This is a genomic window from Pseudomonas sp. MWU12-2319 (assembly GCF_023242525.1).
In the GTDB taxonomy this organism is placed as follows: Bacteria; Pseudomonadota; Gammaproteobacteria; order Pseudomonadales; family Pseudomonadaceae; genus Aquipseudomonas; species Aquipseudomonas gingeri_D.
The window spans coordinates 200,164-224,335 of sequence record NZ_JALJES010000010.1; the positions used below are offsets into that span (position 1 = coordinate 200,164).

General features: G+C 63.3%; 23 protein-coding genes. 9 read left to right on the top strand and 14 right to left on the bottom strand.

The window, feature by feature from the left end; translation table 11 throughout:
- Positions 1-1,395, bottom strand: a complete 1,395-nt coding sequence (locus M5C01_RS17930) for a HAMP domain-containing sensor histidine kinase (protein WP_152739731.1) — start codon at positions 1,393-1,395, stop codon at positions 1-3.
- Entirely contained in the window at positions 1,373-2,056 is a 684-nt protein-coding gene (locus M5C01_RS17935) for a response regulator transcription factor (protein WP_100943330.1), read from the bottom strand. Before M5C01_RS17935 ends, M5C01_RS17930 begins: the two co-directional genes overlap by 23 nt.
- A 317-nt stretch (positions 2,057-2,373) precedes the next feature.
- Between M5C01_RS17935 and M5C01_RS17940 the strand changes: the two genes are divergently transcribed.
- A complete protein-coding gene (locus M5C01_RS17940; protein WP_152739732.1) occupies positions 2,374-3,993 on the top strand; it encodes a glucan biosynthesis protein D in 1,620 nt (539 codons plus the stop codon).
- A 166-nt stretch (positions 3,994-4,159) separates the two neighbouring features.
- Here M5C01_RS17940 and msrA read toward each other — a convergent pair whose 3' ends face one another.
- The 3 genes from msrA to msrB are packed head-to-tail and all read right to left on the bottom strand — an operon-like array spanning position 4,160 to position 7,260.
- Entirely contained in the window at positions 4,160-4,888 is a 729-nt protein-coding gene (gene msrA / locus M5C01_RS17945; RefSeq protein WP_103495160.1) for a peptide-methionine (S)-S-oxide reductase MsrA, read from the bottom strand.
- A gap of 20 nt (positions 4,889-4,908) precedes the next feature.
- Entirely contained in the window at positions 4,909-6,714 is a 1,806-nt protein-coding gene (locus M5C01_RS17950; RefSeq protein ID WP_152739733.1) for a cytochrome c biogenesis protein DipZ, read from the bottom strand.
- A 27-nt stretch (positions 6,715-6,741) separates the two neighbouring features.
- The gene (gene msrB / locus M5C01_RS17955; protein ID WP_103495162.1) at positions 6,742-7,260 is read right to left on the bottom strand and encodes a peptide-methionine (R)-S-oxide reductase MsrB; all 519 of its coding nucleotides are present in this window, start codon (positions 7,258-7,260) and stop codon (positions 6,742-6,744) included.
- 159 nt (positions 7,261-7,419) lie between these two features.
- Here msrB and M5C01_RS17960 point away from each other — a divergent pair, with 159 nt between their 5' ends.
- Positions 7,420-8,136 (top strand): response regulator transcription factor, encoded by a 717-nt coding sequence (locus M5C01_RS17960; protein ID WP_103495163.1) that lies wholly within the window; start codon positions 7,420-7,422, stop codon positions 8,134-8,136.
- Entirely contained in the window at positions 8,133-9,593 is a 1,461-nt protein-coding gene (locus tag M5C01_RS17965; RefSeq protein WP_152739734.1) for a HAMP domain-containing sensor histidine kinase, read from the top strand. Before M5C01_RS17960 ends, M5C01_RS17965 begins: the two co-directional genes overlap by 4 nt.
- Before the next feature lie 3 nt (positions 9,594-9,596).
- On the opposite strand, the gene M5C01_RS17970 is transcribed toward M5C01_RS17965, so the two are convergent.
- Complete coding sequence (locus M5C01_RS17970) at positions 9,597-10,184, bottom strand: TetR family transcriptional regulator (RefSeq protein ID WP_152739735.1); 588 nt, start codon at positions 10,182-10,184, stop codon at positions 9,597-9,599.
- Between the two features lie 133 nt (positions 10,185-10,317).
- Entirely contained in the window at positions 10,318-10,905 is a 588-nt protein-coding gene (locus M5C01_RS17975) for an NAD(P)H-dependent oxidoreductase (RefSeq protein ID WP_152739736.1), read from the bottom strand.
- Between the two features lie 107 nt (positions 10,906-11,012).
- Here M5C01_RS17975 and M5C01_RS17980 point away from each other — a divergent pair, with 107 nt between their 5' ends.
- Positions 11,013-11,918 (top strand): LysR family transcriptional regulator, encoded by a 906-nt coding sequence (locus M5C01_RS17980; protein WP_103495167.1) that lies wholly within the window; start codon positions 11,013-11,015, stop codon positions 11,916-11,918.
- Here the strand turns inward: M5C01_RS17980 and M5C01_RS17985 are convergent.
- Positions 11,863-12,786 (bottom strand): LysR substrate-binding domain-containing protein, encoded by a 924-nt coding sequence (locus tag M5C01_RS17985; protein ID WP_152739737.1) that lies wholly within the window; start codon positions 12,784-12,786, stop codon positions 11,863-11,865. The genes M5C01_RS17980 and M5C01_RS17985 overlap by 56 nt on opposite strands.
- Before the next feature lie 94 nt (positions 12,787-12,880).
- On the opposite strand from M5C01_RS17985, the gene M5C01_RS17990 reads away from it, so the two are divergent.
- A complete protein-coding gene (locus tag M5C01_RS17990; RefSeq protein WP_152739738.1) occupies positions 12,881-13,762 on the top strand; it encodes an EamA family transporter in 882 nt (293 codons plus the stop codon).
- Between the two features lie 11 nt (positions 13,763-13,773).
- Here the strand turns inward: M5C01_RS17990 and M5C01_RS17995 are convergent, their stop codons facing one another.
- Positions 13,774-14,904, bottom strand: a complete 1,131-nt coding sequence (locus tag M5C01_RS17995) for a patatin-like phospholipase family protein (protein ID WP_152739739.1) — start codon at positions 14,902-14,904, stop codon at positions 13,774-13,776.
- Between the two features lie 370 nt (positions 14,905-15,274).
- On the opposite strand from M5C01_RS17995, the gene M5C01_RS18000 reads away from it, so the two are divergent.
- From M5C01_RS18000 to M5C01_RS18010, 3 genes are all read left to right on the top strand, one after another.
- The gene (locus M5C01_RS18000; RefSeq protein ID WP_152739740.1) at positions 15,275-15,700 is read left to right on the top strand and encodes a YciI family protein; all 426 of its coding nucleotides are present in this window, start codon (positions 15,275-15,277) and stop codon (positions 15,698-15,700) included.
- Between the two features lie 32 nt (positions 15,701-15,732).
- Entirely contained in the window at positions 15,733-16,149 is a 417-nt protein-coding gene (locus M5C01_RS18005; RefSeq protein ID WP_103495177.1) for a VOC family protein, read from the top strand.
- 153 nt (positions 16,150-16,302) lie between these two features.
- Positions 16,303-16,971 carry an HAD family hydrolase gene (locus M5C01_RS18010; protein ID WP_152739741.1) on the top strand — a complete coding sequence of 223 codons (669 nt, stop codon included), beginning with the start codon at positions 16,303-16,305 and terminating at the stop codon, positions 16,969-16,971.
- Here M5C01_RS18010 and M5C01_RS18015 read toward each other — a convergent pair.
- Positions 16,933-17,127 carry a hypothetical protein gene (locus M5C01_RS18015; protein WP_103495173.1) on the bottom strand — a complete coding sequence of 65 codons (195 nt, stop codon included), beginning with the start codon at positions 17,125-17,127 and terminating at the stop codon, positions 16,933-16,935. The genes M5C01_RS18010 and M5C01_RS18015 overlap by 39 nt on opposite strands.
- A gap of 224 nt (positions 17,128-17,351) precedes the next feature.
- On the opposite strand from M5C01_RS18015, the gene M5C01_RS18020 reads away from it, so the two are divergent.
- Complete coding sequence (locus tag M5C01_RS18020; protein WP_152739742.1) at positions 17,352-19,067, top strand: hydrogenase maturation protein; 1,716 nt, start codon at positions 17,352-17,354, stop codon at positions 19,065-19,067.
- Here M5C01_RS18020 and M5C01_RS18025 read toward each other — a convergent pair.
- The 4 genes from M5C01_RS18025 to M5C01_RS18040 form a co-directional block, all read right to left on the bottom strand.
- Positions 19,064-20,137, bottom strand: coding sequence for an ABC transporter ATP-binding protein (locus tag M5C01_RS18025; protein ID WP_103495175.1), 1,074 nt, complete (start codon positions 20,135-20,137; stop codon positions 19,064-19,066). The two genes, M5C01_RS18020 and M5C01_RS18025, sit on opposite strands and share 4 nt — an antisense overlap.
- Entirely contained in the window at positions 20,134-21,744 is a 1,611-nt protein-coding gene (locus M5C01_RS18030) for an iron ABC transporter permease (protein WP_103495178.1), read from the bottom strand. The genes M5C01_RS18025 and M5C01_RS18030 overlap by 4 nt, the downstream gene beginning before the upstream one ends.
- A 3-nt stretch (positions 21,745-21,747) precedes the next feature.
- A complete protein-coding gene (locus tag M5C01_RS18035) occupies positions 21,748-22,764 on the bottom strand; it encodes an iron ABC transporter substrate-binding protein (protein ID WP_152739743.1) in 1,017 nt (338 codons plus the stop codon).
- A 264-nt stretch (positions 22,765-23,028) separates the two neighbouring features.
- Complete coding sequence (locus M5C01_RS18040; RefSeq protein WP_152739744.1) at positions 23,029-24,123, bottom strand: AbrB family transcriptional regulator; 1,095 nt, start codon at positions 24,121-24,123, stop codon at positions 23,029-23,031.
- Between the last annotated feature and the right edge of the window lie 49 nt (positions 24,124-24,172).

Below are 24,172 nucleotides of genomic sequence, written 5' to 3' on the forward strand. Positions count from 1 at the left end.
TCAGTCCACGGTGATCAGGCTGTCCCGGCAATTGAGGATCAAGCGCGCGCCGGCCTGTTCGCTGCTGTCGATGTCGAGGGTGAAGCCGTGCAGGTTGACGATGGCGGCGACAATCGACAGGCCGAGGCCGAAGCCGCCGTGCTGGGCGCCTTCGTCGCAGCGATAGAACCGCTGGAACACCGCTTCGCGCTCGGCCATCGGGATACCGGGGCCGGAATCGAGGACTTCGATGCGGGTACTGCCCGCATCAAAGCTCGCCTTCAATACCACTTCACCGCCCGGTGGAGTGAACTTGATCGAATTACTCAGCAGGTTGGCCAGGGCTTCGAACAACAAGGCCCGGTCGCCGGTGATCGCCGGCAGTGTCTCGGGCACTTCGAGGCGCAGGTGGATCTCCGCTTCCTCGGCCAGCGGCAGGTAGAAATCATGCAGCTCGTGCAGCAACGGCAAGGGATCCAGCACCAGGAAACCGGAGCGCCGTTGATGGTCTTCCAGCTCGGAAATACGCAACAAACCACGAAAACGCGCCATCAAGGTATCGGTCTCGGCAATCACCCCATCCAGTTGCAAGGACTCGGGCGAACCGTCGACGGTCTGTTGCTGGATCCGGTACAACTGGGCGCGCAAACGGGTCAACGGGGTGCGCAGGTCATGGGCGATGTTGTCGCAGACGCCCTTGACCTCGTGCATCAGCTTCTCGATCCGGTCGAGCATGGCATTGACGATCGCCGCCAGCATATCCAGCTCGTCGCGGCGGTTTGACAGCGGCAGGCGATGGCCCAGGTCGCCGGCGATGATCGACTCGGCGCTGGCCTGGATCGCCCGTATCCGCCGGATCGGTCGGCGACGCAGCAGGTGCCAGCCGGCAACGCCGGGCAGGATGGTCAGTGATACCGCCCAGAACAGGGCATGGAGAATAATCCGGGTCACGCCGAACAACGAGCCGTTGTCGCGTACCAGCACCAGCCAGCGTCCGTCGTGGGTCTGGGTGGCCACCGCGTCGCAACTGTCCTGGGGCAGGTTGGGGTCGTCGGAGTCGATGCAGTCCGCCAGCTCATGGATCCTGCCGTCCAGGGGCAACTCGGCGGGGATTTCCTGGATCGGTCCGCTCAGGTGCAGTTTCTGCTCGTTGAACAGGCCGTAGGCGTCGACCCCACGCATGTCGAAGGTCATGCTGGTGGTCAGCGCTTCCATCAGCGGTTGGCCCTGGAAGCGCGAAAACAGGTGCTGGCGTTGCATCAACGAGTGGCGGGCGAGGGTACTCAGGTAACCGGAAACTTCGTAGTACAGCACCCCCATCAGGCTGCAGCTCCACGCCACGAACAGGAAGCTGTAGAGCGCCAGCAGCCTGCTGGTGGAGGAGCGCCAACCTCTAGAGGGGTTCGGCAATGACATAACCCGAGCCTCGCACGGTACGGATCAGCGGTGCCAGGCCCTGACTGTCGATTTTCTTGCGCAGGCGACCGATATGGACGTCGATCAGGTTGGTGCCGGGGTCGAAGTGATAACCCCAGACTTCCTCGAAAATCATCATCCGCGAGAGGATCTGCCCGGTATTGCGCATCAGGAATTCCAGCAGCTTGTATTCGGTGGGCAGCAAGCTTAACAGTTGATCGGCCCGGGAGGCTTCGCGGGTCATCAGATTGAGCTCGAGATCGGCCACCCGCAGCGAGGTTTCGAATTCCCGTGCCGGGCTCTTGCGTCGCAGCAGCACTTCGACCCGAGCGGCCATTTCGTCGGAGGCGAAGGGCTTGGTCAGGTAATCGTCGCCGCCGGCGCGCAGGCCGCGTACGCGCTCGTCGACATCGGAGAGGGCGCTGATCATCAGGATCGGCGTGGCCACCCCGATGGTTCGCAGCGTGGTGACGATGGCCAGGCCATCGAGCTCCGGCAGCATGCGATCCAGGGTAATCAGGTCATAGTCACCGCTGACGGCGCGAACCAGGCCCTCACGGCCATTGTCGACCCAGTCGACTTCAAGCCCGTGGCTGCTCAGTTCAGCCACGATTTCCTTGGCGGTTACAGCATCATCTTCGATGGTCAGGATGCGGGTCATGGGTTGCCTCGACGGACCTTCAAAACAAGTGGGCAAGTGTGCCAAGAAGCGCATGAAAACATTCTGAACAAATCTTCATGCGCCTCGGGCAGCCATTAACAAGGTGCCTCGGGTCTACCAGAGAGGCTGGAAACATATAGCCACACCTTGGCTGAATAAAGGCTGTCAGTAAGTTTTCTGTAGGATATTGCGAACCGTCACAGGGATTTGTTATCTGTTACCTGTAGCCGCATTCGTTCGCAGTCTTGAACGAGCGCTTCTTTTGATCCGGCGCCCAAGGGTTCCGGATGTCCGGCAGCTCCTGTACAGGTCTTTTTATGCACCGCCGCAATCTTCTGAAAGCTTCCATGGCCCTGGCGGCCTATACCGGCCTGTCGGCCAGCGGTCTGTTCGCGGCCCGGGCGCTTGCCGCCACCGCGGATGGCGAGATAGAACACTTCGACTTCGAGACACTGCAGGTCCACGCGAAAAAACTCGCCGCGAAGGACTATGTCAGCACCCGCCAGGTGTTGCCGCAGTCCCTGGCGGACATGACCCCGCAGCAGTTCAACGCCATTCAGTACGATGCCCGGCACTCGCTGTGGAACGAGCTCAAGGGCCAGTTGGACATGCAATTCTTCCATGTCGGCATGGGGTTCAAGCAGCCGGTGCGCATGTACAGCGTCGACCCGCAGACGCACCAGGCCCGCGAGGTGCATTTCCGCCCGGCGTTGTTCAACTATGCCCGCAGCGGCATCGACCCGTCGCGCCTCAAGGGCGACCTGGGATTCTCCGGCTTCAAGCTGTTCAAGGCCCCGGAAATCGACCAGCACGACATCGTCTCGTTCCTCGGCGCCAGCTACTTCCGGGCGGTGGACAAGACCGGGCAATACGGCTTGTCGGCGCGGGGGCTGGCGATCGATACCTATGGGAAGAAGCGTGAGGAGTTTCCCGACTTCACCCATTTCTGGTTCGAAACCCCGGACAAGGACAGCACCCGCTTTGTGGTCTATGCCTTGCTCGATTCGCCGAGTGCCACCGGTGCCTATCGCTTCGATATCGATTGCCAGGCCGAGCAGGTGGTGATGGCGGTCGATGCCCATATCAATGCGCGTACCGCCATTGAGCAGTTGGGCATCGCGCCGATGACCAGCATGTTCAGTTGCGGCACCCATGAGCGGCGGATGTGCGACACCCTTCACCCGCAGATCCATGACTCTGACCGCCTGGCCATGTGGCGCGGTAATGGCGAATGGATCTGCCGGCCGCTGAACAACCCGGCGACCTTGCAGTTCAATGCCTTCGTCGACAAGGACCCGAAGGGCTTCGGCCTGGTGCAGACCGACCATGAATTCGCCAGCTACCAGGACACCGTTGACTGGTACAGCCGGCGTCCGAGCCTGTGGGTCGAGCCGACCACGGCCTGGGGCGAGGGCTCCGTCGACTTGCTGGAAATCCCCACCACAGGCGAGACCCTGGACAATATCGTCGCGTTCTGGACGCCCAAGGAACCGGTGGCGGCGGGGGCTTCGCTGAATTACGGCTACAAGCTGTATTGGAGTGCGATGCCACCGGTGGGCACGCCGTTGGCACGGGTGCACGCGACCCGTTCGGGCATGGGCGGCTTTGTCGAAGGCTGGGCACCGGGTGAGCATAACCCCGAGGTCTGGGCCCGGCGCTTTGCCGTGGACTTTACCGGCGGAGGGTTGGAGCGTCTGTCCCTGGGGGCCGAGATCGAGCCGGTGGTGACGACGTCCTGCGGTCAGGTGAAGGATATCGATGTCCTCAAACTGGACGAAATCAACGGTTATCGGGTGACGTTCGACTGGTACCCGAGCGACGATCGGGTCGACCCGGTGGAACTGCGGCTGTTTATTCGCACCCGTGACCGCACCTTGAGCGAAACCTGGCTGTACCAGTATTTCCCGCCGGCTGCGGACAAGCGGCGCTATACCTGATAAGAAGGTCTGAAACCGAACACGGTCCCTGTAGGAGCTGGCTTGCCAGCGATGAGGCCCTTGAGCCTTGCAGCGCCCATCCGGACGCCATCGCCGGCAAGCCAGCTCCTACAGGTGCCGTGGCGTTTTCAATATCTCATTACGGGCATTGGGATTGCCGCAGCCGTCAGTTGACGTTCGGCACCAACACCGGATCAGCCCGATACAGCTGCGGTTCCATACGCTTGAGGTTTTCCACCTTCGGCAGATCGTTGACGGCGATATACGGCGCGTTTGGGTGCAGTGTCAGGTAGTTCTGGTGATAACCCTCGGCCGGATAAAAGACCTTGCCGTCCTCGATCCGGGTGACGATTGCCGCCGGAAATGCCTTGGCGGCATCCAACTGGGCGATATAGGCCTTGGCGATGGTTTCCTGTTCGGCATTCATCGGGAAAATCGCCGAACGGTACTGCGTACCGCTGTCCGGCCCCTGACGGTTGAGCTCCGTCGGGTTATGGGCCACCGAGAAAAACACCTGCAGCAGTTGCCCATAAGTGACCTTGCTCGGGTCATAGGTCACCTGCACCGACTCGGCGTGTCCGGTCGAACCTTCTCCCACCGATTCGTACTGGGCGGTATTCGCCGCGCCGCCGGTATAACCCGACACCGCATTCTCGACCCCCCGCACATGCTGGAACACCCCCTGGACGCCCCAGAAACAGCCGCCGGCAAACACCGCCGTGGCCTTGCCGCTGGCGCCGGCCGCTTGATCCAGCGCCGGCGGGGCGATCTGCACCGCATCTTCCGCCGACCAGGCCAGGCGCTGGAATATCAGCACCGACAGGGACAGGGTAGCGATCCCGGCGAGTATCAGCAGCGGAGACCTGGTTTTTTGTTGCAGGATTGGCTTGCTCATGGTGTTTATCCTTGTGGCGATCAACCGAAGGTAAAGGCGTAGGCTTGTACGCCGGGATCGAGAAATTCGATGGAGAAGGTGTGTTCGCTGACGTCCCCGGCCTGGCGGACCAGTTGGTACAGACGCTGCTCGGTCACCTTGCCTTCGCCGTTGGCGTCGGTATCGGTGCCGTGGTTGGCGCCGGGCATGGCGCCGTCGATACGCACCTTGAAGCGCACCGGCTTGCCATCCGACGCCGGGCCCAGCACCAGGTGCAGGTCACGGGCGTGGAAGCGATAGACCACCTGGCCCGGGGCCTGGTTGAGCGTCACTTGTTCGGCATGGGCGGTCCATTGACCGTCCAGGCCCCACTGGTTCAAGGCCGGTTGCTTCGGTGCGACGTAGTTTTTCTGATGGTCGGCCACCTGGTCGCCCGGCGAGGCGAAGTTCTCGGCGCGGTCATAACCCAGGTAGGTTTCCGGCGATTTCACTTCGGCTTCGTCGGCGGCCTGCATCACGCCCTGGGCCTGGGTACTGACCATGCCGCCGGAGACGTTCTGGTGGCCGGCTTCTTTCAGCAACTGCTGGATCACCTGTTCGGAGCCTTCGTAGTCGCCTTCGCCGAAGTGGTGATAACGCACACGACCCTGGGCATCGACGAAGTAGTGGGCTGGCCAGTACTGGTTGTTGAAACCGCGCCAGATGGCATAGTTGTTGTCGATGGCCACCGGGTACTGGATGCCCAGCTTGCCGACGGCCTGGCGGACGTTGTCGATATCGCGTTCGAAGGCGAACTCCGGTGCATGCACGCCGATCACCACCAGGCCCTGGTCGTGGTACTTCTGCGCCCAGGCGTTGACGTAGGGCAGGCTGCGCAGGCAGTTGATGCAGGAGTAGGTCCAGAAGTCGATCAGTACCACCTTGCCCTTGAGCTCGGCGGCGCTCAGCGGTGCGGAGTTGAGCCACTGCACGGCACCCGAGAGGTCCGGCAGGGTGCCCTCCACCGGCAGTGCACGTTCCGCGCCACCGGTCTTGGCCGCCATCGCCATCATGCTGCCGCTCGGCTGGCCGGCGTCACTGTTGACCGCCGCCATCATGGCGCCACCCTGTTCCGGGGCTTTCTTCGGCGTCAGGTTGTCGAGCAGCTTCTGTTCGAGGCCCGAGGTGGCGACCGTGGACACCCGGGTCAGGATGCCGGTGTCCAGGCCCAGGGCAATGGCGACCACGCCGATCAGCATGGCCGCACCCAGGCCGCGACGCAGCCATTGGCCGGTGCCGAGGTTGCGCTTCATCGCGCTGAACAGCTTGCCACCGATCAGCAGCGCGCCGGCCAGGGAGGTCGCGGCACCGGCGGCGTAGGCCAGCAGCAACAGGGTGGTGCCGATGTTCGCGCCCTGCAGGGCGGCACCGGTGAGGATCAGCCCGAGGATCGGTCCGGCGCAGGGCGCCCACAGCAGGCCGGTGGCGATGCCGAGTACAAAGGACGAGCGCGCGCTGGGCGAGCCATCGTGGCTTTGCGCCGAGCGTGATAGCCGATCACCGGCCGCCACCAAGGGTTGGGTCAGGCGTTCGGCCAGGTGCGGGAACAGCAGGGTAATAGCAAAAAACGCCATCAGCGCCATGGCCAGCCAACGGCCGTACTGGTTGGCCTGCACCACCCAGCCACCGCCGACCGCCGCCAGGGTCGCGACCAGGGCGAAGGTCAGGGCCATGCCACAGAGCAAGGGCAGGCCGCTGCGCCGGAACGGCTCGCCGGAGCGGGCGAAGACGAACGGCAGCACCGGCAGGATGCAGGGGCTGAGGATGGTCAGAAGACCGCCGAGGTAGGCCAGGATAAGCAGGAACATGATGGAATCCTTGTCGAAACGTGGGAATCAGGCCGCGCCGGGGGCGAAGGTCATGGCGACACCGTTCATGCAGTAACGCAGGCCGGTGGGCTGCGGTCCGTCGGGGAAGACATGGCCCAGGTGGCCGCCGCAACGGTGGCAATGCACTTCGGTCCGGGAGACGCCGAAGGAGGTGTCGCGGCGGGTGGCCACGGCGCTTTCCAGCGGTGCGGTGAAACTTGGCCAGCCGGTGCGGCTGTCATATTTGGCGGCCGACGAAAACAGCGCCAGGCTGCAGCCGGCACAGGCGAACACGCCGGCGCGGTGCTCCTCATTGAGGGCGCTGCTGTACGGCCGCTCGGTGCCTTCATGGCGCAGCACTTCGTATTGCTCATCGCTGAGCATCGATTTCCACTCGGCGTCGGTATGGCTGACTTCGAAGGTTTCGCCGGTGTCGGCCGAACGACTGCCGCTGCCGAAGGTGGCGCCGACGGCGCGCCAGTCGAACAAACCGGCGGCGAGGAGGGTGGCGGCACTGGAAACAAGAAAGCGTCTTCTGGAGGACATGGCGTCGCGTCCACGGTGATTGATCAGGCTTTCATTGTTGAGCGGCGGGGGTCGCCAAATCCTCCCGTAAACTTAACTTATTTGTGAACATTGCCTCCTGGCGATCCGGCACAATGATTCAGGCGTCGTTTTCGCCGATTACCAGCACAAAGGTTGCCCATGGATTCACCCAAACGCATTCTGATCGTCGAAGATGACCTGCACCTGGCGGACTTGCTGAGCCTGCACCTGCGGGACGAGGGGTATGAGGTCACCCACTGCGCCGACGGCAACCTGGGCCTGGCGCAATTGAGCAAGGGCTCCTGGGATGCGCTGATCCTCGACCTGATGCTGCCGGGCGTCGATGGCCTGGAAATCTGCCGGCAGGCGCGGGCCATGGCGCGCTACACCCCGATCATTATCACCAGTGCCCGTTCCAGCGAGATGCACCGGGTGCTCGGGCTGGAACTGGGCGCCGACGATTACCTGGCCAAGCCGTTCTCGATGCTGGAACTGGCGGCGCGGGTCAAGGCCTTGCTACGGCGGGTCGATGCCCTGGCCAAGAGCCTGAAAATCGAGGCCGGGACCCTGGAGCAGGGCGGCCTCAGCCTTGATCCGCTGAGCCGTGAAGCCTGGGTCGACGGCAAGTCCCTGGACCTGACCCCACGGGAATTCGACCTGCTGCATTTCTTTATGAAAAACCCCGGCACCGTGTATTCGCGCATGGACCTGTTGAACCAGGTCTGGGGTTACCAGCACGACGGCTATGAACACACGGTCAACACCCATATCAATCGCCTGCGGGCCAAGATCGAAGTCGACCCGGCGCAACCCGAGCGGATTCTCACGGTCTGGGGTCGCGGCTATCGTTTCTCGCCGGTGAGTCGCCCGTCATGAACCTGACCCTTTCCCAGCGCCTGTCCCTGGCTTTTTCCATCCTGCTGCTGGCCTGTTGCGGGGCCTCGGTGTGGTTGCAGGTGCGGGCCAGCGACATGCATGAAAAGGAAGTGGTCCAGGGACTGTCCCGGGACCTGGCCCAGAGCATTGCCCTGGACAATCGGCTGGTGGGCACCGAAGGCCTGACCATGGAGGGCGTGCGTGCGCTGTTCGGCCAGTTGATGAACGTCAACCCGAGCGTGGAAGTCTATCTGCTCTCACCCAGCGGCAAGATCACCGGCGATGCCGCGCCCCAAGGCCACCTGCGCCGCGATCACGTCGACCTGGCGCCGATCCGCCGCCTGCTCGACGGCCAGCCGCTGCCGATCCTCGGTGACGACCCGCGCAGCGATGACGGGCGCAAGGTGTTCAGCGCGGCGGCCTTGCGCGGTGGCGGCAAGGAACTGGGCTATCTGTACGTGGTCCTCCAGGGCGAAGAGCATGATCGCCTGGCGGCCCAGGTGTCGGCCAGTTCGGTGCTGCGCACCACCTTGTGGGCCATGAGCCTGGTGGCTCTGTTGGGGCTGATCGCCGGCCTGATCGCCTTCCGCCTGATCACCCGTCCGCTGCGCCGCCTGACCGAGACCATGCGTGATTTCGATACCGATGCCGCGCCGGCGCAGTTGCCGGTATTGTCCCGGGCCGGAGCCGGGCGTCGCGATGAAATCGAGGTGCTGGAAGCCAGCTTTGCCCAGATGGCCACGCGCATCGGCGAACAGTGGCGCAGCCTGACCCAGCTCGACCAGGACCGTCGCGAGCTGGTGGCGAATATTTCCCATGACTTGCGCACGCCCCTGGCGTCCTTGCACGGTTACCTGGAAACCCTGTCCCTCAAGGACGCGGTGCTGGCGCCGGATGAGCGTCGACGTTACCTGGGGATCGCCCTGGCCCAGAGCAGCAAGGTCGGGCAACTGGCCCAGGCGCTGTTTGAACTGGCGCGCCTGGAGCATGGCGCGGTGCGGCTGCAGGTCGAGGATTTTTCCCTCAGCGACCTGATCCAGGACGTGTTCCAGAAGTTCGAACTGATGGCCGAGACCCGCCAGTCGAAGCTGCTGGCGGTCTTGCCCCGTGGGGCGTCGATGGTCAGCGCGGACCTGGGGATGATCGAGCGGGTCCTGACCAACCTGATCGATAACGCCCTGCGCCATACCCCCGAAGGCGGCACCATCGAGGTGGCGCTGACCCATGGCCGCGGCAAGCTTCAGGTTACGGTCAGCGACACCGGGCCGGGGATTGCCCCGAGCTTGCTGGAAAACCTGTTCCGCCGGCCGTTCAACCAGGACGGCGACCGGCGTTCCGGCGGCCTGGGGTTGCTGATTGTGCGGCGCATCCTGCAATTGCACGACAGTCAGATTCGCTTGTTGTCGATTCCGGGCAAGGGCGCGGTGTTCTGTTTCGAACTGACGGCGGTGGGCTGATTTTCAGCTCGCTTCGGCCAGCAGGAAATCCCTGGCTGCTGTCAGGAACTCGTCCGATAGCGCCTGGCCCCGGGTCGAACGGGCCAGGGTCAGGGCGCCGACCAGCAGCGCCTGATGCACCAGGGCTTTTTGCCGGACCTGCGGGTCGTCGGTACCCAGCAGTGAGGCGTAGGTGTCGAGTAGTGTCTCCAGGCCCTTGACGTAGTTGCGATGCAGCGCGGTCCCGGGGTCTTCATGGGCCAGGTCGCCGCAGAAGGCCGCCGCCGGGCAGCCTTCGCCCGGCGTGTCGCGATGTTTCGTACTGAGGTAGTGCTCGACAATGGACTGGCGCGCCGCTTCGCCGTGGCCCAGGGTCTCGGCCTTCTGCCGCCAGCGCTCGGTCGACTGCTGGAAGCTGCGGCTGCAGGCCTCGGCGGCCAGGGCTTCCTTGGACTCGAAATGCCCATAGAAACCGCCATGGGTCAGGCCGGCGGCGCCCATCACCTCAACCAGGCTCAGACTTTTCAGACCGCGCTCACGAAACAGCCGCGCGGCGGCGTCGGTGATGCTTTCGCGATTGAGTTCGGCCTGTTTGCGCGAGACGCGGGGCATGGGGGGGCTCCTGAAGGGATGCGGTGATTGGCTTAGCATCCTTCAGATTATAGATTGTTGTAAACATCTATCTGTTCTTTTCCATACCTTGGACGACTTCCTTGTCATGAGTGGCAGGTGGCATGAACAAGGCTTATCGAGTGTTGAACACCTGCTCCAGATGCCGCTTGTAGCGCAACTGGTCGTTCTCATGTCCGGGGTTTTTCACGACGTCGAAGCAGGCGAAGGTCGGCAGCGCTTGCAGCCCGATCAACTGATGAGCCTTGTGGAACGGGAAGTAGACGGCATCGATATCCTTGCCTTCAAAAAAATCATCTTCGGCTTCAAAAGCGTGCCTGGGGGCGTTCCAGGTTGCCGAGATCATGTATTTGCGACCCTGCAGCAGCCCTCCGGAGCCATAACCAAGGGAGGGGGTTTCAGCGCTGCGCCCATCGCTGGCATAGAGCTGGCCATGGCCCACGGTGAAGACTTCGTCGATGTATTTCTTCAGTGTCCAGGGCGCGCCCATCCACCAGGCCGGCATCTGATAGATGATCGCATCGGCCCAGAGGAACTTGGCGACTTCTTCCTCCTCCCGGTAACCCTCTGTCAGGTGGGTGGAGCGGACCTCGTACCCGGAGCGGGTCAGCAGGCTGACCGCGGTGTCATGCAGGCTGCGGTTCAAGTCGCCTTTGGCAAAGGCATAAGGGGTGCCGGCGTTGATCACGAATATCTTGTCCATCACGGTGCTCCAGTTGAGTAGGTGTAGACGATAGCGATGAACATCGACTGGAAAAATGGTTTGTAGATCCGTTTAGAATGGACTCTGGAGTCATTAATGGGGTGGGTATGGACAGTCTGAGTGCAATCGGTGTGTTTGTGCAGGCCGCCGAGGCCCGCAGTTTCGTGGCGGCCGGACGCTTTCTGGGGATTTCGGCATCGGCGGTCAGCAAGAGCATGGCGCGGCTGGAGGAAAAGCTCGGCGTGCGCCTGTTTCATCGCAGCACCCGGAGCATCGCGCTAACGGGCGAAGGGATGCTGTATCTGGAGCGCTGCAAGCGGGTACTTGGGGAGTTGGACGCCGCTAACGCCGAGCTGTCGCAGCTATCGTCGATGCCCCAGGGGCGGCTGCGTATCAGCCTGCCGATGATCGGCAAGCCCTTTCTGCCAGTCTTTACCCAATTCCAGCGACGCTATCCGGATATCCAGCTCGACCTGGAGTTTACCGACCGGGTGGTGGAAGTGATCGAGGAGGGGTTCGATGCGGTGATCCGGACCGGGGAACCCAAGGATTCCGGGCTCAGTGCCAGACCGTTGGGGGGCTTTCGGATGCTGGTCGCCGGCTCACCGGCCTATTTCTCCCGGCGCGGGGTTCCACTCACGCCTGCGGATCTGTGGGCCCACGCCTGCATTCATTTTCGTTACCCCCTGACCGGCAAGCTGCAGAGCTGGATGCTGTCGGGGGCTGGAGAGGACGCCGAAGCGGGGTTGCCCTGTTCGATGGTCTGCAATGCCCAGGATGGTCGAACGGCTTTCGCGGTTGAGGGCCTGGGGCTGATTTACGTGGCGGATTTCCTGATTGCGCGGGAGCTGGAAAATGGTGAACTGATTACCGTGCTGGACAGCTTCACCCAGGAAACCGGTCAATTCAATGTACTGTGGCCCTCAGGTCGGCACGTGGTGCCCAAGCTGCGGGCGTTTATTGACTTTCTGCAAGAGCACCTGCCGTTTCCGAAGTCAGCGACCGGGGCATGATGATATTCAACTCTTCCCCGAGGAAGCTTTGCAGCGCCTGGACCGCGGCGGCCTGGACCGCCGGTACCCGGCGGACATAGAGGGCGAAATCGACGATGGGCGGCGCCGGCAGGCCATCGGCCGGGCCCAGTACACGCATGCTTTCGCTGCGGATATTGCCTTCCAGCAACACCGTGATGCCCAGGCCGGCCTCGACCGCCGACTGTACCGCCGGCAGGCTGGTGCTGCTGCAGACCACGCGCCAGGGGATGTTCGCCCGCTTGAGGATTTTCACCACCTGGCCATGCCACAGGCAGCCACCGCCAAAGGTCACCAGGGGCAGGCTCTGTGTGCTCAGGTCGGCGGGCAGGGCCAGGCCGCGAGCCCCGACCCAGAACAACGACTGGGTCCAGCAGGCCTGGGGCTGGGCAGTGATCGCCGAGGCGTCACCGATGATCACATCCAGGGTACCGTCCGCCAGTTTGGCGGACATGGCCACGCTGCTGTCGATCACAATTTCCAGGGAAATGTGTGGATAGGCTGAGGAGAAGCGCCGTAGCGCCCGGGGCAGGCTGCCCACCGCAATGTCTTCGAGCAGACCCAGGCGCACGGTGCCGGCGATCTGGCTGGCGGACAAGGCTCGTCGGGCATCGGTCCCGGCGCCAAGAATGCTGTGGGCGTAAGGCAATAGCAGGTGGCCGGCCTCGGTCAGGCGCAGGCCCCGTGGCGAGCGGTCGAACAGGCGGCGTTCGAGGTCTTCCTCCAGCCGCCGCAACTGCATGCTGACCGCGGCCTGGGTGCGTGCCAGGCGCCGGGCGGCCGTGCCCACCGCACCGGTTTCGGCGACGGTGACGAAGGTTCGCAACAGACTGCTGTCGAGATCGCGCATTATCAATATTCGTGAAGTCTGGATAAGAAATATCAGCTTATTTGAAGTCTCTGCGACTGGCTAGGATGGCTCGACATTCACAGGAGACTTCAGCATGCAGGAAAATGCCACCGGACTACCGCTCTCCGATACCGGCAGGACACACCACCGCGCGCTGTTATGGGCGGCCATGCTCTGCGTGCTGTCGATGCTCTTTGTCCAGTTCGGCGCGGCGCTGTCGTCGCCGACCATGGAGACTTATGGCACCTTCAGTACCACCTGGCTGCGCCTGTGCTGGGCGGCGGCGGTTCTTGCGCTGCTGGTGCGGCCGCGCCTGCATCGGTTTTCGCTGTCACGCTGGCTGGCCGCCGGGAGTCTTGGCCTGGCGATGGCGGTGATGACCACCTGTTTCTTCGCGGCGATCCAGCGCATTCCACTGGGGCTGGCGATCGCCATCGAGTTTCTCGGTCCATTGCTGGTGGCCAGCCTCGGGGTACGTAGCTGGCGAGCGTTGATCTGGCCTTTGCTGGCGGTAACCGGGGTGTTGCTGCTGGCACGTAATGAGGAGGGCTGGATCGGCGAGCCACTGGGTGTGTTGCTGGCGTTCGGTTCGGCGGCGGGTTGGGCGGCTTATATCCTGATGATGAAAAAGGTCGGTCGGCTGTTCCAGGGCTTTGAAGGGTTGTCGGTATCGCTGCTGGCCGCTGCCCTGATTGCCACGCCCCTGGGGCTTTGGCAAAGCGGCGGCCATCCGCCGCTGTTGCAGATCGCCAACTGCGCGGGCTTGGCCTTGTTCGTACCGCTGCTGCCTTATGGCCTGGAGATGGTTGCGTTGCGGCGGATGCCGGCGTCTTCGTTCGGCATCCTGATGAGCGCCGAACCGGCAGTGGGCGCCCTGGCCGGTTATGTGGTGCTGGCCCAGCCGATGATCCCGATGCAGTTTGTCGGCACCGCCCTGGTGATCAGTGCCAGCCTGGGCGTGCTGGCGCTGCCCTGACTGTTGCGGCTTTACGAGAGCACGAGGAGCTCCGCTGTTTTCGAGGCCACGGGCAGTAGCGGGTACTCCCGGTCGGTCGCTTGCGCCACGGCATAGCCATGTCGGGCGATCCGCTCGAACACCTCGGGCTTGAGGCGATTCAGGGTGGTGGGGAAACCCGCGGCAAAGGCCGCATCGCTGCCTTTGAACGAGTCGATCAGGGAGCTGGCGATACTCAGGTAACCGCCGCGTCCCGGGGCTTTCTTCAGGTATTCGACAAAGGTCCGGCTGCGCAACGCCCGGGTCTGGTCGGACATGATGTCGGCCAGGCGCTTGAGTCGCCAGGGGCTCAGCACCCCGGCGTCAAACCCCGGCTTCAGCGGTGCGCCCGCGTCCGAGAGAATGATCGGGTATTCGTAGCGCTTGGTCTGTCCGGTAGCTGCGTCGAAAAAAGGTTCCAGGCCGAGGTTGTCATAGACGCCGCCGTCGTAGAGCCGCAGCTTCTTGAACGGCAAACGCATCTCGACGGCGCTGTTGAGTGGGGCTTCCCATTCGCGCTGCATCCATTTGAAACGGCGGGTCTTGAGCGACAGCGGGCCGATGCCACCGGGGAACGCCGCCGACACCGCCAGGGCCTGGGCCAGGGGGAAGCCGGTGGTGCTGGCGTAACCGATGGAGTAGTCACCCATATTGCTGCGCTTGAAGCGAAAGCGCTTGCCGTTTTCCGCCGTGGTGCCGTTGATCGACCAGTCGGGTTTGGCGGCGATCTCCGGCAGCAGGGCGGTCACCCCCCATTCCTTTTGCAGGGCCAGGGCCAGCAGGTTGGCCCGGGACAGCAGGAAGCGCCAATTCAGCGGGTTGCACAATTGGCGCAAGGCGCTCCAGAGCAGGCTGCGTGAGCACAGCCTGGCTTGCAGGGCGGGGTAGATATGTTGCAGGAAGGTCGCGGAGTCGGGCCACTGGCCGTGGTTTTCGTGAAGCATCAGGCCCACCAGCAGACTACCGCCGGACACCGTGGAAATCTGCGTGACCTGTTCCAGGGCCTGTTGTTCGGCGAGGTATTTGAGCACGCCAAGGTGAAACGTCATGGCCCGAACGCCGCCGCCGGAGAGCGCAAGGGCAAAATCTGAACGTGGGCCAATCGAGATTGCAGGAGACTCCATGTTTCCTCTCTGGTGGGGGTTGTCGTGGGCAATGGCTTTTCGATGGTAGTGCTTTCTCCAGGTACGGCATAGGGCTGCGCTTCAATGTCTGTTTCGAGGTAGGACTTACGGCAACTGTGTGTAGGGGCTGCCTTGTAACGATCAGGGTTCCAGAGCCAATCCGTGGTTTTGCGTTGTCTATTTCTATGCTTGGTCGAATGAGCGACGGCGCCATCGATCGCCGATTTCCTCGATCGCTGCAAACGGATCCACGGCGATCAGTAAAAAAATTCACCCTGTGTCGATTCCGCGCTCGCTCATTCGATTAGTCGACGGGGCCACTTATTGGCTTGTCTAAACTTGTCTAGCACTGTCATCAGGAGATACGACCATGCGATTTATGGTGATCGTCAAAGCCAGCCCGGAATCGGAAGCCGGCGAAATGCCCAGTAACGAATTGCTGGCGGCCATGGGCGCCTATAACGAAGAACTGGCCAAGGCCGGTGTAATCCTTGCCGGGGAGGGGCTGCACCCCAGCGCCAAGGGTGTGCGCGTGCAGTTCAGCGGCAAACAGAGGAGTGTGGTCGACGGACCCTTTATGGAGACCAAGGAACTGATTGCCGGTTTCTGGATCTTCAATGTGCAGTCACTGCAAGAAGCCATCGACTGGGTCAAGCGTTGCCCGAACCCGATGGCCAGCGACTCTGAAATCGAAATCCGCCAGATCTTCGAGGCCGAGGACTTTGGCGAGAGCCTGACCCCCGAGTTGCGCGAACAGGAAGAACACCTGCGCGCGAAGATGTCCGGTCAATCCTGAAAACCTGCCAGAACAGGAGATCCATCATGAGCCTGAAAATCATTCCTTACCTGACCTTCAACGGCAACTGCAAGGAGGCCTTTGCCCTGTACAAAAAGGTGCTCGGTGGCGAGCTGTTTTCCCTGTCGTTCGCCGATGCGCCGGAAGAGGCCTGCATCCCCAAGGATGCACCGAACCAGGACAAGATCCTGCATACCCGCCTGACGGTGGGGGATTTCAGCCTGATGGCCTCCGATTGTCCGCCGCATCAGCCGTACAGCAAAATGCAGGGCATTTCGGTGTCGCTCAATGTCGACAGCGTTGACGAGGCCAAGCGACTGTTCGCTGGCCTGAGCGACGGTGGCAACATCCATATGGCGCCGGCCAAGACCTTCTGGGCCGAGTACTTCGCAATGTTCGAAGACCGTTTTGGCGTGAGCTGGATGATCAATTGCGAGACGGGCCACTAAGCCTCTGAGATAAACCCGCTCCCGCAGCCAGGCGGTCAGTTGCGGGAGCGAGCGGGCTCGTGAGGGAAGGGCATTGGCGATACCTGTCGTTCAGGCAATTGTCGCGCAGGAGTGAGACACTGTGCCCGTTCGGTTCATGAGCGTGAAACAGCAATGACGATTTCAAACAGTGCCGCGCCGCAAGCCGTAACCTGCGTGGCCTTCGATTTTGACGGCACCATTACCACCACCGACAGCTTGCGGGATTTCGTCCGTTACCAGGTGGGTAACCGGCGTTTTCTGATCGCCGGACTGCTGGTCTTGCCCTGGCTGGCGGGTATGTATACGGGGCTGTGCAAGCGGGCCGAGGCCAAGGCCCGGTTTCTGGCGTTCACCCTGCGTGGCAGGAGCCAGGTCGAGCTGGAAGAGGCCGCGGCGCGTTATGTCGCCGAGCGCCTGCCGACGCTGATCCGTCCGGAAATGCTCGAACGGATCGAGGCGCACAAGCGCCTGGGGCACCGTCTGGTGCTGGTCAGTGCATCGCCCACGCTCTATCTCGAGCACTGGGCCCAGGCCGCCGGTTTTGATGCGGTACTGGCCACGCAACTGGAGTTTCGCAACGGACGTTTTACCGGACGCCTGGCGTCGCCCAACTGCTGGGGGCCGGAAAAGGTCCGGCAGTTGCAGCACTGGCTGGGCGATGCGCGCGGGCGGGTACTGTTTGCCTATGGCGACAGTCGCGGCGACCAGGAGATGCTGGCGTTTGCCGAACACGGCTGGTTGCGCGGACTGGGTGCCTTGCCTTCACTCGACGCCCGGCCGGATGGGCTGCACCACGGCTGAAGGCCTGTCGCTCTCGATCAGGCGGCGCTCTTGCAATACATTGATCAGGGCAACGCGGGCGGACGGGTCCAACTGATGTTCCCGTTCCTTGAGTTCCAGCAGGATGGGGCTGGACCAACTGCGATAGGCACGCTCTGCAAGACGAACTGCGGTCATTTCTCTCTCCTTGTTCAAAAGCCCGCTGAATAGTCGGGCGACTCCATGAGCGGAAAATCCTAGCCGAGAAATCGATGCTGCGCGAATGCTCCCGCCGTACGGTTGTCTGTTGACCTCGGTCAAGGTGCCGCGGGTGGGGCGCTTTACTGTAGCGGCTCCGGTCGGGCCATGGATTGCTCGTTGCAGCGTGGGGCCCGGCGTATTGCTCAAGGAGGAGTTCCGTTATGCGTTCATTGAAAATCATTCTGCTGGCATCGGCATTCAACGGCTTGACCCAGCGCGCCTGGTTGGAACTGCGCGAAGCGGGGCACGTGCCCAGTGTGGTGCTGTTCAGCGACGAAGATACGGTTTGCCAACAGATCGAAAACACCGATGCGGCCCTGGTGATCTGCCCGTTTCTCAAGGACCGGGTGCCGGCCCGGTTGTGGCAGGACCCGCAGCGCCCGGTGGTGATCATCCACCCCGGGATTGTCGGTGATCGCGGCGCCAGTGCGCTGGATTGGGCGATCACCCGGCAGTTGCCCACCTGGGGCGTGACCGCCTTGCAGGCCGCCGAGGAAATGGACAGCGGGGCGATCTGGGCCACCTGTGAATTCGAGATGCCGGCGGGCGTGCGCAAGTCCGAGCTCTACAACGGCCCGGTGGCCGACGCGGCCATGACCTGCATCCACGACGTGGTGGCCCGGTTCGGCAGAGACTTTGTGCCCCTGCCCCTGGATTACCGTTTGCCGGAGGTTCGCGGGCGTCTGCAAGCGAATATGAAGCAGAGCGACCGCGCCTTCAGTTGGCAGGATGACGCCGAACTGATCCAGCGGCGCATCGACGCCGCCGACGGCCAGCCCGGCGTGCTCGCCGAACTGCTGGGCGAATCCTGCTACCTCTATGACGCCCATCTCGACAGCCGCTGTGGAACGCCGGGCCAACTGCTGGCGGTGCATGACGATGCGGTGCTGGTGGCGACCGGAGACCGCAGCCTGTGGATCGGCTCATTGCGGCGCAAACCCCGGCTGGGGGAGGAGACGTTCAAACGCCCGGCGCGGCATGTGCTGGCCGGTCGGCTCGACAGGGTGCCGACCTTGAATTGGTCTGTCGCCAGCCACCCGTATTGCAAGGAGGCCTACCAGCCGATCCGGTATCGTGAACTGGACGGTGTGGGCGAGCTGACCTTCGAGTTCTACAACGGCGCCATGAGCACCGAGCAATGTCGACGGTTGGTCAGTGCCCTGCGCTGGGCCAAGGCCCAGGACACCGAGGTGCTGCTGTTCCGTGGCGGGCGCGGCAGTTTTTCCAATGGTGTGCACCTCAACGTGATCCAGGCGGCGGCGGTGCCCGGGCTTGAGGCCTGGGCCAATATCCGCGCAATCAACGATGTCTGCCGTGAGTTGCTGACCGCGCGGCAACTGGTGGTCAGCGGCCTGACCGGTAGCGCCGGCGCCGGTGGGGTGATGCTGGCCCTGGCGGCCGACGGGGTGTTCGCCCGCAGTGGCGTGGTGCTCAACCCTCACTACAAGAGCATGGGCCTCTATGGCTCCGAATACTGGACTTACAGTCTGCCTCGCGCGGTGGGCTATGAGCGTGCGCTGCAGCTCAGCGAAGACTGCTTGCCGATCAGCGTCGCCCAGGCGCTGGAAATCGGCCTGGTCCAGGACATCGGCCCGCGTTGCCCGCAGGCCTTTGGCAACTGGTTGATGGCCCAGGCGCAGCGTGTCGCCCACGACCCTCTTTATAAAGCCGTACGCGAGCGCCGGCGTGCCCGGGATGTCGAAGACATGGAGCGCTGCCGCGACGAAGAGTTGGCGCAGATGCGCCTGGATATGGTCGAGGATCGTAATGGCTTTGCAGAAAAGTGCCGGCACTTCGTGTTCAAGCACCGGACCTGCGGGACACCTCGGCGACTGGTTGCGCCCTGGGCGAACAGCGCCGAGGTGGTGAACGGCTAGCGGACGGCCTGGCGCCCCAGCACATGGGCATGGCCCAGGGCCGAGACCAGCACTTGGCTGCCGACCCGGGGTGCGTGCATGCCGGAGCTACGCACCAGCAATGAACGTTTCTGTCCGTCGGCGGCCGGTGCCTTCAGCTCCACGGTCAAGGTGCAGGTGTTGCCGCCGAAGTCGCATTCGGTGACCACCGCCGGGCTGCCGTTGCCGTCCGCTTGTCCCGGCGCCTGGGCCGCGAGTTGCAACTGCTCGGGGCGCAACATGATCTGCGCCTGGCCGTGGCGGCCTTCATCATTGACCGCCAGCCGGCCCAGGTCGCATTGCGCCCAGCCGTTTTCGATCAGGGCAGGCAGGATCACCGCATCGCCAAGGAACAGCGCGGTGTCCTCATCGTCCGGACGCAGGTACAGGTCCATCGGGTGTCCGGCCTGTACCAGCCGGCCCTTGCGCATTACCGCCAACTGATCGGCAAAGGACAGGGCTTCGGATTGGTCGTGGGTGACCAGGATAGTGGTCACCCCGGCTTCGGACAGCAGCCGCGCGACCATCTTGCGCATGGATGCCCGCAGCCCGGTGTCGAGGGCGGAAAAGGGCTCGTCCAGCAGCATCAACCGAGGGCGTTGCGCCAGGGCGCGGGCCAGTGCCACCCGCTGTTGCTGACCGCCGGACAACTCATGGGGCCAGCGTTTGCCCATCTGCGGCTCCAGGGCCACGCTGTCCATCAGCTCGGCCACCCGTTGTTGCCGGGTAGCCTTGTCGACGATACCGAAGGCGATGTTATCGGCCACTGTCATATGGGGAAACAGCGCGCCGTCTTGCGGCACATAACCAATCAGACGCTGGTGGGCCGGGACCTGGGTCTGGGCATCCACCAGCGGTTGGCCGTCGAGGGTGATACGCCCGGCGTCGGGAAATTCGAAACCGGCGATCATCCGCAGCAGGGTGGTCTTGCCCGAGCCGGATGGGCCGACGATGGCCGTGCGGCTACCGGTGGCAATCGACAGATGGATATCTTCCAGGGCCGCTTGCGAACCGAAGGACTTGTACAGCGCGTTGATTTCAAGAGCGTTCATCGGCCAGCCGTGCGTTTGGATTGATGATAGAGAAGCCCGGTCAGCGGCAGCGACAGCAGGATCATGAGCAGCGCATAGGGCGCGGCGCCGGCATAGTCGATTTCACTGGTCATGGCCCAGAAACCGGTGGCCAGGGTCCGTGTGCCGTTGGGTGCGAGCAGCAGGGTGGCGGTCAGTTCGTTGGTAATGGCCAGGAACACCAGTGCGGCACCGGCGGCGGCCCCCGGCGCGGCAAGACGCAGGGTGATCGACCAGAGCGCGCGGACCGGTGAGCGCCCGAGGCTGCGGGCGATATTCTCCAGTTCCACCGGCGCCTGGGCGATACCGGCGCGCAGGCTGACCAGGGCGCGGGGCATGAACATCAACAGGTAAGCCAGCAGGACGGTGATCGAGGTCTGGTAGATCGGTCGGGCGAAGTTGATGGTGACCGTGACCAGGGCCAGGGCCACGACTATGCCGGGCAGGGAACTGGTGATGTAGTTGCAGCTTTCCAGCAGGCGATGCAGGCGTCCGGGCGAGCGGATCGACAACCAGGCCACGGGCACCGCCGCGCAGGTGGTCAGCAGGGCGCCGGCGGCACCGAGTAGCAGCGTCTGTTCCAGGGCCGGCAGCAGGTCGCCCATTTGCCAGACCTCGCGGCCACCGGCGATCAGCCAGTTGCCCAGGGTGACCAGCGGCACGCCGAGGGCCAGCAGGCTGCTGACGATCGGGATGCTCAGCGCCAGCAGCTTGGTGCTGCGGCTGAGGCGTACCGTGCGTTGTTGCCGCGCGCTGCCGGAACCGACCCGGGCATAACGGGCCTTGCCCCGGGCGGCCGACTCGACGGTCAACAGGCCCAGGCAGCACAGCGCCAGGATCCCGGCCAGGGTATGGGCCGCCGGTCCGCTGAAGGTCGACTTGAACTGGTCGAAGATCGCCGTGGTGAAGGTGTCGAAGCGGATCATCGCGTAGAGGCCGTATTCGGCCAGCAGGTGCAGGCCGACCAGCAAGGCGCCGCCGCAGATCGCCAGGCGCAGTTGCGGCAGGACAATGCGGAAAAATACCGCCCAGGGTTTGAGCCCCAGGGACTCGCCGACATCCTCGATGGCCGGGTCCAGGCGGCGCAGGGTCGCGGCAATCGGCAGGTAGAGAAACGGGAAATAGGCGATCACCGAGACCAGCACCCCGGCGAACAGCCCGTGGATCGGCGGCACCAGGCTGACCCAGGCGTAGCTGTGGACGAACGCCGGTACGGCCAGGGGCGCGGTGGCCAGCAATGACCAGGCGCGGCGGCCGGGCAGGTCGGTGCGTTCGGTCAGCCAGGCCAGGGCCAGCCCCAGTGCCACGCACAGCGGAATGGTGATGACCATCAGCAACAGGGTGTTGGTCAGCAGCTCGGCCACCCGCGGACGCCAGACCAGCGCTTCAAGGGTGGTCCACCCGGTTTGCCAGGAAGACAGGATCACGAAGGCGATCGGCAACAACGCCAGCAGGGACACCAGCACGGACAGCCCGATGATCCAGGCATTGCCCTGGCGCCCGAAGAAATTTCTGGATCGCTTGCGCGAAAGCGCCGCAGGCGCGTATGCGACTGCGGCGGGGTCCAGGGGGGAAATGGACTCTGGGATCAATTACAGGATTCCGGCCTGGGTCATCAACTCAACCGCTTTCTTGCTGTCGAGTTTCGAGGCATCGACCTTGGGTGCGTCGAGGTCCTTGAGCGGCACCAGTTTCGCATTGGATTCGGCACCCACGCCCACCGCGTATTCAAACGAGTTGCCGTTCTTGAGAACCGCCTGGCCATCTTTGCCGGTGATCCACTTGAGGAAGGCCTGGGCCTCTTCCGGGTGTTTGCTCGACTTCAACACGCCACCGCCGGAGGTGCTGACAAAAGCGCCCGGATCCTGGTGCTTGAAGTAGTGCAGCGAGGTGTTCTTGCTGTTCTCGCCGGTCTTGGCCTGGTCGCCGAAGCTGTAGTAGTGGTAGATCACACCGCTTTCGACTTGCCCGGCATTGACCGCCTTGAGCACCGCGCTGTTGCCGCGATAGATCGAAGCGTTGGTCTTCATTGCCTTGAGCCAGTCCAGGGTCGCGGCTTCGCCCTTGAGTTCCAGTACGGCGGCGACAATGGCCTGGAAGTCGGCACCGGCCGGCGAGGCGGCCCAACGACCTTTCCACTCAGGCGAGGCGAGGTCGAGCAGGGACTTGGGCAGTTGGGCTTCGGTCAACTTGCTCTTGTTGTAGACGAACACGGTGGAGCGGGCGGCGATGCCGACCCAGTTGCCGTGGGCCGGACGGTAGGCTGCACCGATCTGTTCCAGAGTGGTCGGGGCCACCGGTGCGAACAGTTTGGCGTTGTCCACCAGGACCATGGCCGGGGAGTTCTCGGTCAGGAACACGTCGGCTGGCGACTTGTCGCCTTCCTGGACGATCTGGTTGCCCATCTCGGTGTCGTCGCCATTACGCAGGGTCACCTTGATCCCGGTTTCCTTGGTGAAACCATCGACCCAGGCCTTGGTCAGGCTTTCGTGCTGGGCGTTGTAGACCACGATGCCGTCGGCGCTTGGGGCCGCATAGGCGTGGCCGGCGCTGAGCATGGCGGTGGTCAGAAAGGCGGTTTTCAGAAACGAAGGCAGACGGGGAATCATTGCGTGGGTAGCTCCTGCAGTCTTTTAGTAGTCGAGGTGGCTGGCGATTTTCGGTGCATCTACACCCGGCTCGCCGGCCCAGTTAAACAATGGGAATCATTCGCATGTTTGTCTGGGGCGGCAATTTAGAGGGTGAAATGAGAAAAAAACGTCAAAACCAGCATGACTCTCAAACAAATCTTAATCAATGTCGTTCGTATTTTGACTAAGGTAACGACGCAGATTGTGCCATGAATGCTTCGTCATCGGTGAGTCTTGTCGTGCCTAGGGCTTGATGGGTAGGGAGAAGCGAATCACCAGCCGGGCAAAGAACGCGCCGGTGAAGATCACCGCCAGCAGGCGCAAGGTCTGCATCGCCAGGACCAGGCCGACATCCGAATGGGTGTCGACTGCGATGATCGCCATGGTGTCGAGCCCGCCGGGGCTGGTGGCCAGGTAGACCGAGAGGAAGTCCAGGCCGAGCCACTTCGCCAGGACCCAGGCCGAGGCGGCGCACAGGGCGATCAGGCTGATGGCGCTGAGGATCATGGCCGGCAGGTGTTTCCAGACATAGAGCACGGTGGGGCGGTCGAAACGCAGGCCGACGTAGCAGCCGATGGCGCCGTAGGCGATTGCCAGCAGCCAGGCGGGCAGGGTGATATGCAGCAGCCCGGACAGTTGCAGGACGGCACCGATCAGCAGCGGTACCAGCAGGGCCCCCGCCGGTACGCGCGCGCCCAGCACCACGCCGAACACCACGGTGATCAGCGTCAGCCCCAGGTTGAGCAGGTTGAAGCCATGCAGCGCGGCATCGGCGGCATGGGATTCGCTGCCGTTGACCGGTGCTTCGAGTACATGGCTGACCAGCGCCCCGATCATGACCACGCAGACCACCCGCACATACTGCATGGTTGCCACGACCCGCCCGTCGGCGCCGAAATCATCGGCCATGGCGACCATGGCCGATGCCGCTCCAGGGGAGGTGCCCCAGGCGGCGGTGCTGGCCTGGATCCCGCCGAAACGCACCATCGCCAGGCCCACCATGGCGCTCAGGCATACCGTCAGTACCGTGGCGAACAGCATCAGGTGCCAGGAGTCGGACATTGACGTCAGTACCGCCAGGGTTATGGAGTGGGCGGCGAGCAGGCCGATGCAACCCTGGCCCAGGCGGAACGCCTGGCGGTGAACACGGATGCTGGCGCCACTGACGCCAAAGGCGATTGCCACCAGCATCGGACCGATAAATTGCCCGGCGGGCAACTCGGCGTACTTGAGCAGTTGTCCGCTGCCGCCGGCCAGCAACAGCAGGGCCAGCCATTGCAACGAGCGCGGCCAGGTGGTCAGGGAAAGCCGGGAGGATGAGGATGATAATGTGGTCAAGAGCACTCTCCAAAGCGCTGGACGCTCCTGTTGCAGGGCGTTGAAAGCG